This is a genomic window from Salimicrobium flavidum (assembly GCF_900156645.1).
Lineage (GTDB): Bacteria > Bacillota > Bacilli > Bacillales > Halobacillaceae > Salimicrobium > Salimicrobium flavidum.
This window is the reverse complement of sequence record NZ_FTOC01000003.1, coordinates 251,658-266,657: the sequence shown is the minus strand read 5'-3', so window position 1 is coordinate 266,657 and position 15,000 is coordinate 251,658. Positions and strand designations below refer to the sequence as shown.

General features: G+C 34.0%; 6 protein-coding genes. All 6 read right to left on the bottom strand.

Annotated features, from left to right (window positions below):
- Positions 1–476: 476 nt before the first annotated feature.
- On the bottom strand, positions 477–6,521 hold the full coding sequence (locus tag BW944_RS06290; RefSeq protein WP_076557829.1) for an ATP-binding protein: 6,045 nt from the start codon (positions 6,519–6,521) through the stop codon (positions 477–479).
- Positions 6,522–7,216: 695 nt separating this feature from the next.
- The gene (locus BW944_RS06285) at positions 7,217–7,972 is read right to left on the bottom strand and encodes a hypothetical protein (protein WP_076557827.1); all 756 of its coding nucleotides are present in this window, start codon (positions 7,970–7,972) and stop codon (positions 7,217–7,219) included.
- Between the two features lie 118 nt (positions 7,973–8,090).
- Positions 8,091–9,599, bottom strand: a complete 1,509-nt coding sequence (locus BW944_RS06280; RefSeq protein WP_076557825.1) for a TniQ family protein — start codon at positions 9,597–9,599, stop codon at positions 8,091–8,093.
- A gap of 21 nt (positions 9,600–9,620) precedes the next feature.
- Positions 9,621–10,739 carry an AAA family ATPase gene (locus BW944_RS06275; RefSeq protein ID WP_076557823.1) on the bottom strand — a complete coding sequence of 373 codons (1,119 nt, stop codon included), beginning with the start codon at positions 10,737–10,739 and terminating at the stop codon, positions 9,621–9,623.
- The gene (locus BW944_RS06270; protein WP_159438171.1) at positions 10,732–13,359 is read right to left on the bottom strand and encodes a TnsA endonuclease N-terminal domain-containing protein; all 2,628 of its coding nucleotides are present in this window, start codon (positions 13,357–13,359) and stop codon (positions 10,732–10,734) included. The genes BW944_RS06275 and BW944_RS06270 overlap by 8 nt, the downstream gene beginning before the upstream one ends.
- Positions 13,360–13,392: 33 nt before the next feature.
- Positions 13,393–14,697, bottom strand: coding sequence for a TniQ family protein (locus BW944_RS06265; protein ID WP_076557818.1), 1,305 nt, complete (start codon positions 14,695–14,697; stop codon positions 13,393–13,395).
- Positions 14,698–15,000 lie beyond the last annotated feature (303 nt).

Here is a 15,000-nt window from a genome sequence, read left to right as displayed (position 1 = left end):
ACAGAGATACATAATCGGATATGAAAAACCTTTCCGCACCATAAAGTCTTTTTTATAATGGCTCTATTAAAGTTCAGTGTTGATATTTATAGAAAAAATAGGACTTCCAATTATATGGAGGTCCTATAATGAATTATTGTCTTATCAAACTAATATCTCCGTTAATTGATTTACATTACTGAAACATGCCGAGAATCCAAACAATCATGTATATTGGAACTGCAACAATTATCGTTCCTGCAAGTAAATAGCAAATTGACCTTATAATAAATTTCAAAGTATCATATCCTGCCCCTACTAAGTCATCAACCAATTTCAACACTAAAAGCTCCCCCAACATATAACTTGGTAATTTAAATTTAACACAATTTCCCTTTAGAAAATCAATATATCAACATTGGCGTTTAACAGAGCCTTTATAATAGTAATCGTTAATGCATGTTTTGAGGTTAGAGGATGATTAAAAGTTCAGGCAATTACAGAACCTCACCAAATGAATTCACTTCCACATCAACGTTCTCTATTTCAAACATATCCATTTTGGTAAGAGCTTCTTCAAAGGCTTCTTTTGAACATACCCATCTTTGCATGAAAGGTTGACGATAATATGGTTCATGAATTAAATCCCTCACTGGACCATGAAAATGCTCAAGCCTAACCACTGGTTTGTCACTTTCATCCACCCACACTGTTGGATTCTCTTTCGATGGTTTCCAGCCAAAAATAGTTGTCCAAAGATTAGACGGATAGCATAAAAGACTTCCTAGCTCAAAACTTCCTATTCCTCCGCTTTCATAAGTCAACCTCAGAAGTGGTTGGTGTACAATCTGAGGGTCGAACCTGTTATTATCAAATAAAGCGAAAGTTCGCCCGTTAAAGGTTGAAATTCGACTGACTGGTGATAATAAAGTTTCATCCATTTTCAATGAACAATCATAAACTAATTTCACATCGCTTGAACGAGAATATGTGCATAAAACCGCTCCAAGTACCAAATCGTTTTCAGCCAATCCTGTATGAACACAAGGCATTAGGGATTCTTTTATTTCTTCATTGCTACCTACCTTTTTTTCAAGTGCTTCGTCAATGAGCCACCCCTCCATATTTATGAAAGGTTCAGGCGATTTCAATAACACAAATGGATCATCGCTTGTTGTCAACGCTTGTGATATCCTCACAAGTGGGATATCTTTCCACCTTCCATTATAGAGCTCGTAATAGATAACCTCCAGTAAGCGATCAAGTTCGGATGATTCTGACAGTAGTTTTTCGTGAGTTCTTCTTTTGATTTTTTCGATACTAAATGGCTCCGAAGGGTATGCTTTCGAATATGCTGCATATTTTCTCTCAATTTCCCTTAATCTTTCCCCAGTAGCCGCTTGTAACATATTTAATGTACTTCTTATCAAACGTGTTCCAGTGGCATAATGTAATGCTCCCTGTTTAATACTAGGAATATCTAATACTCCTTGCTCGCTTTCTGATGATAGGGATGCAATTTGTTCATGCGCTGGATGTTGACTCATATTCCAATTTGGAGTTTCGCTGTCTAAAGCCTTTAAAATAGAATACGATTGTAATTTCAACCTTAAATCATGCCCTTCATAACACTGACTCACAATTTCTATAAAAGGCTTAAAGGCTTGGGGTAAGCTGATTGCTGCTCTTTCTGCTAACAATAGAACCCACTCTTTAGCTCGTGAATTTAATTTGCTCCAATTACTTGTAATAAACTCTAAGTCTTCTGGGTTTGTTTCCGCAATCCCCCACAACCCTCTTAGGGCCGCTTCAATTCTTGTGCCATTATCAGTTTTCAATAAATCAAATAAATAACGCACTGCAAATTGTGACCAAGTAACGGGAGGGGTTTCAGTTTCTTCATAACTCGGAATTTCGATTTTTGGCATTTCTGGTAAATAGCCTTTACCGTTAATCCACATTTCATGAGTGGAAAGAATTCGATTTACCCCGTCATCTAGATCTTGTCCAACTACTGACCTAGACCGAAATAGGCAGATATAATCCAAATTCTCACTAATGCTCTCAAGCCAAATTCTATAATCATCTTGTTCTTCCATCTTTGCTATTACTTCTTTAAGTATACCCTTCCTCTTGTCCTCTGTTAACAAAGGAATAAGTTCTTTGTAAGCCAAATATACCCTGTCATATGTCCAAGTATATAAATCTTCTCGGCTTTTTACCAAATCTAATAATAAGTCTACATACTTTACAAATCCCCGAGGTCGTTCTTCATTTAATCTCTTAGCTAGAAAGCATACACCCATCCAAATTTCGCTAGAGTAAAATTTCTTACCATCGCTGTATTGTTCATTCAAAACATTAATAGCATTCTCTATTGATGTTTCATTTAGTTCTTGGTATAAATCATTTAATTTATCGTCTGATGAATGTAGTTCATTTGAAGTTTCAAACCATCTTTCTGGAACTCTATAACGATCTTCATCATAATTGGCGTGAAACTCAGCAGGACCAATTTTGTTTAGTTTTTCCCTCAGGTCCATGCCATTTCGATTCATAGCAATAAATATTGCCTTCTTTAAGTCACTAAGATAACACCTATCAACACCATTTTCCCAATTGAAAACACCAACCCCAAATGACCACAACGCTAGGTACTCTTGCTCGGGTAGATCTTGATTACCTAGCATTTCGATTAAACCGTCAAAAAGCATTTCTTTATGGTCTATGAGTGGTTCCATCATATTTTCTGCCATATATAAGCGCCACATTGCAGAAACACCATTAGAACTAGCTACTCCGGCAACAGAATCATCCACTAAATAAGAAATCCGATTATCTCCTACCCTCGTTGCTTCCTGGGAAATTTCAAGCAATAACTTCCCTTCCTTGTCCCAAATTTCGGGCTTTATTTGAGCCAGTGATCTAAACCAGGAAAGCGCACCATCAAGCACATATTCTTTGTGCCCCGTGTAACTAATTCCGCACCAATTCAAACGTTCAGAAGCTCTATTTGCTTCTTGCTCAAACCCAATTTCAATTGCTAGCGTTGATAAGCGTTCTACTATATTTGCTCTTTCTGATGGATCCTCTTGCCATGCTTTACCTTCGACTCCGCACCAATGGTTAAACCAATTCATTAATAAATCGTATTCTCCTCGGTCGGCTAAATATCGCCACCCTATTTCCAAAATATAGTTAACAGGATAACTCTCACATTCTTCTTTTATTATATTAAAGACAATCCCACTAAATGGTTGACCAATACGATCTGCACATTCTATGAGAATTTCAAGGATATCTTTTGAAGGATCTTTCAAACCGTAGACAAGTTTCCACTTTTGCTTACGCTGCCCGAATAAAGCTTTCAACACTCTTTCAAGTTCAATGCCGGTAACAAAATTTTTAGTTGTGTCCACACCTTTCCTAAGCAAAATCCCTAGCCACTTTCCTGCTAAAGCACTAGAGTTAAATAGAACCGCTGCATTCTCTCGTACTCTATCATCTTGTCTATTCGAAAGATAATGTTGAACTCCCTCCATACTTATTCCGCTACTCTCACGCCCCAGAAATTCAGCCCCCAAAACAAAACTTACCATGCAATAAAGGTTTGCCCGCTCATCATTATCAAAACTACTTCTATGTTCATTTAAACAATCAAAACCAGAAGATTTTATTGGTCCACTCCAATGTTCAAATAGTACGTGATGACCTGTTATCAAACTATAAGTAGCCGCTCGTATCTGAAAAGAAATCGGAGATTTCTTTTGACGACCTTTCAAGTGCAAAAGGGTGATATTAACCTCTTCCCATCTCTTTTGAACGGCAAGTTTCTCCAGACATACTCCAATGTCGCTCCAGAAAAAAATTGTAGTGAACTTCAACACTCTGGCCCATCGAAATTTTCCGCCGTAAGCAACTGCTCCCTCTAGAAATCCTCCATAAAAAGAAGCTAGAGCTAAAGAATATTGCCTTTCTCCCTCCACTACTTCTCTGTCTATTTCGCCATTCCACGATATTCCTATATACTGACTAATATACCCCCAATTGCGAAACAAATTTAATGTAGTATCCGAAAGTTCTTCATCCTCTCTAAATTGGTCATATATATCACTTTCAGGAAGTATTTCTAATAGATCAATTGGGTTTAAATCAGTAAACCACCGCTTCACTAGTCCTCTCGCTCGATCTAACTCGCCTGACTCAATTAGGTTTAACGTATCATTTAACGTGTCCTCTACAACCTCTAGACTCCAAGAGTTCACATTGGGAACTCTTCCTTCTGATATTAAAAAGGAAGGGGTTTCTGAAACAAACTTATATTCACTACCTGTCCATTCAACTGTCTTGAGTAATTGTTGTAGTGTAGTAACTGCGCAAGAAACATTGTGAACACATCCCCAATCATCAGTATCCGCAACTTCTGACACCGCTATCCGGCATTGCTCAACTAATTCTCTCATAGGGCGTTTAAGCGCGTGTGCTTCCATTACATACTGAGGTGTAAATACGTAAGATTGATCAGTGAAACGCCCACTTAATTGTAATAATTTAAACAAGTCTGCGTGACGAGCTACCCCCTTCTCTTCTTCGTACCAATAGTAATCAGCGATATCACTTGCAGTTTCTTTTAATCTCTCAGTATCCGATTGAATCTGTGATGTCAGATGGACTCGAACATCATTATGAGTCAAACGAAAACCTTGTTCATCATTCTCTACTAAAGGGCGAAGTTCACGCAGTACATTTGTCCAAGTGGATACAGATATAGATAATTCCGAAAAAATTTTTGAAAGTGCTTTTCCTGTTACTCGTTCACTGCTTAAAGAAAAACACCCAGCAATATCATAACCTATAAAAGGGTGAGTTTTCTTCAAAGGTTCTACTGCAGAAGACCAAATCTCCTCATAGTAAGCTGATATCCCAGTTGTTAATCGTCGATTTTCTAACTTTTCATCAAGCTCTTCCACACTGTTGCAGTAACGAGCTTCATGAACAGCAAAAATAGCTGATAATGTGTTCCCATCCGCTACTCTATCAATAACTCTTACAGCATTATGAAATTGACCCTCCGGCAAATTATTTTCAGAAGAAGAAAACAAGCTTGCAATATCCTTTGTTTCGATTCCAGTTACATCCCAAAAAGAAATATTACTTTTTTTATCTTTAAGCCAAAAAGGATATTTATCGTATGCTTCAATTGGTTGGCCAATGATAAAAAAGCGAACGTTTTCAGGTACTCCATCTGGGGGTATCAATGTATCAAGAAAGGTAGATTCTTCATAACTAGCTCGAGCAGCATGATCAATTCCATCTATAGCAATAATCGTTGGACGATCACGTTCCTTCCCTAGTTCGTTAGCAAGCCTCAATACATTTTCTCTCAGTTCATCAATACTCAAAAACTCATTTCTTATGGGTACTTCATATCGTTTTAATCTACCTTTCAACATTGTCCTTAGCTGAGATAGTAAGTCCCCCCATAAAACTTTAGCTTTAGTTGTTTCACCAACATCAGCAGGTAACTCTGTTATATCAGGAGTTATTGGTCGAAACGCATGATATCTTAAATCAATAACTGGTTCTCGGTGGTTTGCCAGTGTACTTACAATGCTTGTTTTCCCTATACCTGGAAGACCACTTAAAAATACAATAGGTTTATCTCCACTTAACAATTCATTTGCCAAATCATCAACAAACTGCTTTCGACTTGGAAAAAAAGGCTCCGGTGGGCAAAGGTCATGCTCGCCGGTGGTCTCTACTGCTGGTAAACTTAATCGACTATATACCTCCTCTACATCTATCGGTTCTTTTTCACGCAGAGTTGTGGCCCATACACGCAAAGCACTATCAAGCAATCCTAATAATGGGCGTGCTTGCTCGAAGGTAATAGCAAATGAGAAGGCGAGTTTTTCAATAAGCTCATCATTCATTTCCTGTAAATTCGGTTGTCTCATTTCCATTCTAAGTGATTGTAGAAACTCCAATTTCTCATGCTCGTTATCTAGAACGTTCAGTTGAGCACACCATTCTATCCAAGCTTCACTCCATTCAGGTGGGATTTGGACATCTTCAAGCTTTTCAGCAACTTTCACCTGCCCTTTAATGTACTCCCAAAATTTTGATAAAGCAGGCCTTTGGTACTTATTGTTCTGTAAATTTGGTGCTTTAGATATACGTTCCCCAGGTTTTCTATTAGTGAATAGAATAGGATAGCATTTATTTGACTTAGCTTTAGCTTCTTTCCATGCTTTTGCTATACTTTTTAATAATGAATTATTACTATCGTTATCTACAGATACCAAGTTCCCAAATGTGACAGTATCATAATTGCGGGTATGTTTAACCTGAAAATATTCTCTTGATCCATTTGTATATGTAACAATTACATCATCTAAACCTTGTGCCTCAGTCGATTGTAATATGACTGACGCAATTTCCATATCAGGATTCAGCATATCAATTATATATCTTTGACCGACAGACCATTCGTACCAATAAGGATCAGCTGCCCCCGCCGTTGGGTTAAGTGTTGAACTCATTCTGTCACTCCCCTACTAAATAATGTATTCACTCTAAGTTAATTAAATTTTACAAAAAAGTCAACAATCCAACTACTCTCTATTAGGTATGTCCTATCAAGTAATTTGTATTTATCAAACAAAAAAGACCCCCAACCAAAATGGTTGAGAGCCTTCAAACGTAGATATATTAATGTTTTGAGAAATGTGGAGCACGATGAGCATCTTTAAGACCGTATTTCTACGCTCTTTCTTTGTACACATGTAATTGATGAACAAGATGGTTACTATGTAACGCTACGAGTTCTTTGATATTCTTTAAAACAAATTCATCTGTTCCTGACATTAAAGCATAAGCTTTCCTAGATTTAAATGAAGCATAAGTCTTCCTAAAGTCAAATGAAGCATAAGTCTTCCGTTTGGAAAATTTATGCTTCACGTCACAATAAATGTGACGTAAAGCATATAATTTCCTTAAATAAGGCATAAGCTTTCCGCTCCAGTCATGACAATGGATCACACCATCTATTAACAAAAATCTTTTTATATAATTTTCAAAGTTTGAACTTTAAGAAACCTTGTTTCTTTATTCTTCAACTCTAGGAAGCCTTATTCTTAATTTTAAAATTCCAGGAAAACATATGATTTAACCTGATAAAACATGTTCACAAAAAAATTTCGCAATGAATTTGTTAATCATAATTTTTAGATCAACCTTACATTTCGCCTGAATTCATTTCATTTATTTTCTGTTCTAATTTTGGTTGCAAAACATTATTCAATAATTGACTTGTTAGACCCATGAACTGTTCGAGATGATGATTTAATGATGCTTGATTAAAGTCTAAGTATTTCTTAAAGCTATAATCGTCTCTATATCCACTTTTAAGCTCATCAACAAATTCAACAAGTTGACTACTTATGCTTTTAGTATAGCTAGATGTATCTTCTATATATAAAGATAATCTATTAATTCTAAAATTAAGTCTATTTAACCTATGAATCCAATTATATAATTCATCTTTGAGTTCTTTTATTTCTTCTTTATATTTAGTCTCTTCTTCCTTTGTGTAATTATCCTGTTCACCATACAAGATATGCGTATATGTAATGTACTTGGTAAAATCGTTCGAACATTTAGTAAGAGTATCCAAAAACTCTTCTATTGTTTCATTAAAATCTTCAATTTTATCAATTTGATTCCGAAAATGGTATTGTTTCATTTCCCTTTTCAAGGCATTATAGTGTTCTTCCCTAATAGACTCCAATTGAATTTTTCGTTGTTCCTGTATTTGTATATTGGTTACCATATAAACAGTTCCCGCACCTACTAATGCACCAAGATAACTTCCCCAAAATCCTATCCAAGAATCAGTAGTACCACTTGAAAAATTAAATAAAGGTACTTTAATAAGTAACGACATAATCAGCGGGAATAAAACTAAGGCTAAAATAATAATCACTTTTTTCATTTCAAAATACACCTTTCAATTAAGCTCATTTTATAAAAAATTTTGTATGTAATTATGATATATTTGGGAGCACAACATTACTTATGCCCCCAAAAACTTCAGTAAATTTTATAAATAGCTATTTACGATTTTTATTCACGACATACCCCAATTCCTTCATTTGAGCTTTGTAATAACTTCTAATCTCCGGGTTTCTAAACACTCCCTTTTTATTCATACTCTTAATTATATTTCTAATACTAGGGTATTCCCCTCTGTTATGAATAGTTATCATTATATCTTTTACTTCCTTTTTGATTTCTTCCTTTCGTTTCTTCTTTTTAAACGCAGTATATTCTTTATGCTTCTCAACTAATTCTCTAGCTAATAGGGGAAAATGTCTATTTAAAGAACTTAGTGAGAATTCATTTACTCTACAAAACTCAGCTTTACTTATTGGTTGGGGACTGTTTATTTCTTCATTTAAGAGTTGAATAATTTCATTTGATCTGTTTTGCCATATCCTTGATTGATGCTCCCTATGTTTATTTAACAATTTCTTAGTAACCCCAGGAAATTTGCTTTTTAAATAATTAGTACTAACTTGAAGTTCTTTAGCTATACTGCTGAGCGGCTGTACTGTATCATCGTTCAATTTAATTTCTAAATTTCTTTGCAGCTCCTTCCTTGATTCTTCGTCATTACCGAAAATAAACGAGTTAGGAAGGGAAACTCTATTGTCTATCACTGTTTTTTCATCTAAATCAAAAAAATCGAGCATAGAAATATTAAGTGAACTACACACTATTTCTAAATTCTCAACAGACGGTCTATTGTAACCTAAAACCCAACTAACTAAAGTGTGGTATTTTACATTTAGAATTACAGAAAGTTTATTTATCCCACCATATTCATCTTTCAAGCAATTAAAAGAATTTAATATATTGTTTTGAGTAGGAAAGCTGTGTTTGTTTTGAGACTCTAAAATTAGCTCTTTGAAATTTTGATTAATAAACTCCTCTTCATGGGGTGTTTCAACAGATTCTGATGTAGAACGTTTAACTCCTAACCAACTAAAACAGAATTGACAATAACCCAGGTTATTCATACTGCTCAAATAGCCCTGTGATTTATTACAGTTAAAGCATATTGATGATAATTCGCAATTATGGTTATCACAAAAATTAACATTATCTACTTGCCATATAAGAGGCTCATATATCACTTGATCATTTTTCTTCCATTCTTCTAAACAAAATTCACACCATTTTTTATTTTTCCCAATAATATTTTTGTGAAAAACTCCCTTCCAGTTACACATAGTTAAATGTTGTATATCTTCTCTTCCAGTCAAGATTTCCATTACTTTAATGTAATAAATAGATACATCACTATTACCATTAATATATCTTCCTGTTTCTCCAAAAACACTTTCTGCTAGATTCTTTTTAATATAAGATTGCTCGAAAGCAGGCCCAATAACACCTTTAACAAGATTACCCAAACTTACATTGTGCTCTTTGCTTAACCTTGTAATGTAACTTGTAAGGGACTCTATGTATGGAGTCCCCAAACCAACAGGCTGTAAATTATATAGGGTACTGTATTCCGCAGATACGCTATCTATACGTTCAGTTGTAATTATCATCACCTCTTAGAATTTAGCATTTTAATTAACAACGTCTCTACTTGGCTTTCTCTTTCCAGGTTGAGTATTTTTCCTCCTACCTTCATTATTTTCTTTTTTGACTTTGCTATTTGTGCCGAGCAAGGATTTTAATCTTTCTAAATCACTTTCGTTATTATTTAAATGCCTTTCCCCACTTATAGCTTCATTAGATAACCTTATTAGTTTGTCAGTCTTAAGTTTATTATTATCTAAGTGCGAAAAGTTTATTGTTTTTTCGTTATTAGTTAATGCATCTAAATAACTTCTTTGAATCCAATCTTTCAAGATGCCTGCACATCCTAAGCTATGATCGTACATATATTCTGTCTTACTCACAAAATCAGGCTCTTCTTCAATTGGCACCACTTTTTGAAAAGAATAAAGTAAACTTTGAAAATCAATGAAATCTTTCTTCTCTTGGTAAAGGTATCTAGGAAAATGAAGTTCTTTCACCCTTCTTGATAATTGACCATCCAAGTTGATCACAGACGTTAAATCATAGGTTCCAAACATTACTATTTTAGCTCCTGACATATTAGCTAATGATTTTAATGAATTAAATTGACTTGTAACAGCTTTGCCACTTCCCACATTGAAGAAGTGCTGAGCTTCATCAATTAAAATCGCTTTTGTACCACGATGATAAACAGCTTTCTCAATAGACCTTCTAAGTTCTTGACCTGTCCCAGATGTATTCGTTTTTCTTTTATCACTTTGATTAATTAAATGATCTACATTGTACTTCTTATTAATCAACGGTTCATTAATACTAGTTAAAATTCTTGAATAAAAATCCTTCCAATTGAACTTACCTAAATCCGGGTTCGGAAGCTCCGTTCTAACGATTGGAATTAAAGATTTATCCACCTCCATTTCATCTTTCATTTTCTCTAGAATAGATTTATATATCATATTGTATAGTTTGGACTTACCCACACCTGAAGGACCAACAACCAAAATAATATTATATCCAGCTCCCCACATTATGGCTCGTTCCAAATAGTTTAATGTTTCAATTAACTTATCATGAAGTAGAGTTCTATCTTCAAAATATTCAACTCGTTCTTCAAAAGCTTTCGTTAATAAATCTTCATTGAATGCCCGCTTATTTTCACTCATAGTTGAAATCCTCATAAATTTTCAGCTTACTTGTATCAACCTCATCGGTCTCATAGGTCACTTCATCAAAAGTATTTGTATAAGTTTCATTCTTAACAGCTTTATTTAGTGGATTTACTTCATTTTTCTCCTGTAAGCTATCCTCTATTCTCTCTGTTTCCAATATGAACTGTGCAATCATTTTTGCATTTATTGAAAGCTTTTGAGAATAACTCCGGTGTCTCTCTCTAATTTTTTCAGTTATGAGTTTGATTTCTTTCTCATTCTTACCATTCAAGATACTATACTGTTCAGAAAAACATCTAACCCATTTATTATTAATAAACACATAGCAGAGACCAATATTGTATGGATCGTACTTCACTTCAACATCGGACTCTTCTATCCTTCCATTTTTAAACTCTTCACACCAATAGTATGAATAGTTCAATTTCACGCCTCTCCCAATATGAACCTTTCTGTACTTACTTTTAGGAGACGGTAAAGTCATCATTATAAAGGATTCATCATAAGGTATATATTTCACCCCTCTGTTTCCAGATTCAAGTAATGACTTCTCAAAAATTTCTCGTGGGGTTTGAAATAACGTAGGGTTTACTTTCTCATGATATACATCTTCCACCCAGTAATCTAACCTTTCATTCAAGGATTCTAAATCCCAGACAGCGTGATTTTTGGGATTGTTTGATTTAGTTACTTGTCTAACGTTTTTAGTTAACTGAGTGTTACCCTTTAGGTTGTGTATAAACCCTTTATTAGCAACTCCAAAAAGACGTTCTATTACATTTCCGAATCTCGCTTTGGCTGATGGCCTCTCCTTTTTATGAACTCCATACAAACCAAGCAAGGACTCAAAGTATACACTGCTAAATTCTTTTCCACCGTCTACAACGATTGTACTTGGTAAGCGATTATGCTTTCTTACGCATTCTCTGATCACCATCATACAAGATCTGGAAGACGGTTCTTCAAAACTTAAATGATAAGATAGAATTTTTCTTGAAAAAGCATCAATCATAAATGTTATCCACGGCCTTTTAGACTCATTACCGTTTCCAAATATCACTTCTACATCAAGCTGAGTATGATCTATATGTGATATCTCAAACACTCTTTCTCCATGTTTTGGAGTAGTAAAAGCTAATTCTCGATAAAAATCTTCATGTTCATAAGCTGCTCTCCTACCTTCCCGGTTCTCTTTAACAGAAAAAGATTTTTCATTTTTGATAGCCTTGCAAAAGGTTTGATATGAAGGAGCATATAAATTTCTCTTTTCACATTCAATCAGCAGTTCACCATAAACAATTTTCGCAGTTTTTAACTTAATTGTTTCATAACTGTTTGCAATAAGCTCACCTATAAGTTCTTGCGTTTCCAATGGGAGTTTACTCTTTCTGTTTCCTTTCTTTCTTTGCGAGGGAATTAAACCAATGAAACCATTTCCATAAATTTCTTGAGCATCCCTATACTTTTTTACCCACCCACGTATTGTTCGATTAGTAAACGGTACATCAAATTCTTTCTTTCCGGCTATAAATTCAAGAACTATCTCATACCTCTTGTTTGTTTCTTTTAAATCCTTAGCATTCATGCCAGCAATGATTTTTCTAATTTCTTCATTCCGTCCGTCTTCAGAAATTTGTGTACTTTTAATATCTCCATTAGATATATATTGTTCAAATAACATCAAAGGAACTTCTAAATTTTCATTCATATCAGAAATTAGATATACATTCTTATTATCACAATTCAGTATTTTCCATTGATTTTCGCCCCATAGAATTACTTCGCCCGATTTCATACGAATTTCTTTTTTTCTAATCAATACAGAGGAATTATCAACAGCTTCCAAACTTCTTTTATGAACAACGTTATTGAAAACTTTTGACTTGGAATAATCTGATATAAGTTTTGTTTGTAAATCAATGTAAACGTTATTTCTAACAACCATAATCAACAAATCATCAATTGAAACCCCACTGTCAATTAAATCTCTAATGCTTATTCCAGGGTTTTCTCGTACATTACTTATAATCTGTTCACTAGCTTCAGATCCAACTTCTATCTCAGAATTGTAGTAATCTTCTAGATAAACCAAGTTTCTCTGTAATGTCCAATTGATGTTATCCGATGAAAACACCTTGAAATCCAAATTCATTCCTTCAGCATAATTTCTTCCCGGTTCATAGATCCATTCATTTCCATTGAACTTATATCTTGCACTATCTTTCTGAGAAAGTTTTAATAACTCACCTTCAGTCTTACACTCAATCCAATAAGCATTGCATTTTTCTATAACGAAAAAATCAGGAGTATAAGTGTAACCTATCTTTTTTCCGTTATCGTTCACATAATTAATTTTTATAGATGGTGGCTGGTCATAATACTCAATTACATCCTCATTAAATTCTAATGAATATATAGCGGGCAACTCCACTTTATGACTTTCAAATTGAATTGTGGACTTCATTTTGTTACTACTGTATCTTCCACTTACACTAACCCTGTTATTACCCACTCTTCTTGAGGGTGGCGAATCTCTTATTCTAGCGATTTCTTTAATCGCTTCTTCTGATAGCCCGACATTGCTAGTCCATTCTTCAAACTCTTGATCACTCATCATATTTTACTACCTCACTTTCTGGATCTTACTTCAACTATAACCGTCCCTTTTCAACAAAAATTTCCAATAATTTTGTAAAGGTTTCTCTCTTAAAAGCCCTGGTTTCTTAAGTTTATTTTCTATTTGTCTCCTACTAGGATAAATTCCATCCTTTATTAAAGCGTAATATGCATTCTCTATTTGTAACTTCATTACTTTTCTTCTTTGAAAAGTTTTGTTTTTCAAAAATTCGGAATATTTATCTGATATTTCTTTACTTAATTCTGGAAAGTGGTTATATAGTAATTTCCTATCTCTCCCCATTTCCTCTGCCACTCTAACTAAGGATGTAGGTTCACTTCTTACTAAAGTTTCTTTAAGTTTTTCCTTCATTTTCAAACGGTCTATCGGCGTACCTCCGGAGGTTTTTTTGTGGATATCTATCCTATCACATGACTTAGGTGAATCAGCATTTAAACTGATTTCTTTTTCCAACAATGATCTTATTGAAAGATTCATGCTATAACCTATACTCACAAGATTCTTTAAAGAAGGAAACTGCTCCCCCGTTAAATACTCGTATAAGGATGTTTTCGGTATCTGTAATTCAACACTCATACTCTTCAATTCATTATTAAAATACTTGGTTTGTATAATGTTTAAATTATTAATGAAGTCATTACGACAAGATTCATAATCGATTGAATCTAAACTTATTAAATAATTTAAATTTATATGCACGTACTTTTGAAAACCATCGACATTGATTTTTTGGGGGAGAAAGTTATCATCATATAGCAAACCAAAACACTTAGAACATCTTCCCAAAACCATTTTCCCTTTTAAAAATGTAATTTGTTCATTACAATTCACACAATAATTCAGCAGCCTCTTCTGATGCTTTATACAAACTTCAACTAGGTTTAACCCCCAAATTAATGGGTAATACAGTTTATTTTCATCTTTCCAATCTTTTAAGCAGTCAGGACAGTACTTGAAATTTTTATCTAGTAAATTTCTTGAAGGTATTAACTTTTTCCAGTTTAAAAAAGTTAGCTTTTCAATCCCTTCCCTAGAACTCAGCTCATTCAACGCAATTACGAGTTCACTCGCGGACTTTCCATATCCATTAATTGTTTCACTATTTTCAAAAAGATATTTTGAAAAATTGATTTTTTTATCAATAGAGTTTTTATTAAACTCTATTTCTAGTACTCTCCTTACCATATCATTTACAGTTAATTGATGTTCGTTGGACAATCGAACAAGATAGCTGGTCAATGATTCCTTAGTCAGAAGATCCTCATTAATAGGAGGTAAATTGTAAATAACACTTCTATCTTTATAAATATACATATTTCTCCTGCCAATCCTAGTGTGGTTTATTCTATTTTCAAGGTTCAATTTATACAACCACGGCTATGAGAAGTCAACAATTTTTTAAAACCCCTATAAACACCTAAAGTGCACCCATTCGATAATGAATGAGCACACTTTAATAGTTAAGCTTATATTAATATAATCCATAAACAATGTCAATAAAAAATAGTAAAATTTAATTATACAACTTTAATTATTATTTGTCAATTAAAATATAACAACGGTTTAAATGTTAAATTTTAACATTAATTGAAAAATAAACATAATCAAATTTAGTTC

Bases quoted from the DNA above. Each gene is read 5' to 3' on its own strand.
- BW944_RS06290 (WP_076557829.1), bottom strand. From the start codon at position 6,521: ATGAGTTCAACACTTAACCCAACGGCGGGGGCAGCTGATCCTTATTGG.
- BW944_RS06285 (WP_076557827.1), bottom strand. From the start codon at position 7,972: ATGAAAAAAGTGATTATTATTTTAGCCTTAGTTTTATTCCCGCTGATT.
- BW944_RS06280 (WP_076557825.1), bottom strand. From the start codon at position 9,599: ATGATAATTACAACTGAACGTATAGATAGCGTATCTGCGGAATACAGT.
- BW944_RS06275 (WP_076557823.1), bottom strand. From the start codon at position 10,739: ATGAGTGAAAATAAGCGGGCATTCAATGAAGATTTATTAACGAAAGCT.
- BW944_RS06270 (WP_159438171.1), bottom strand. From the start codon at position 13,359: ATGAGTGATCAAGAGTTTGAAGAATGGACTAGCAATGTCGGGCTATCA.
- BW944_RS06265 (WP_076557818.1), bottom strand. From the start codon at position 14,697: ATGTATATTTATAAAGATAGAAGTGTTATTTACAATTTACCTCCTATT.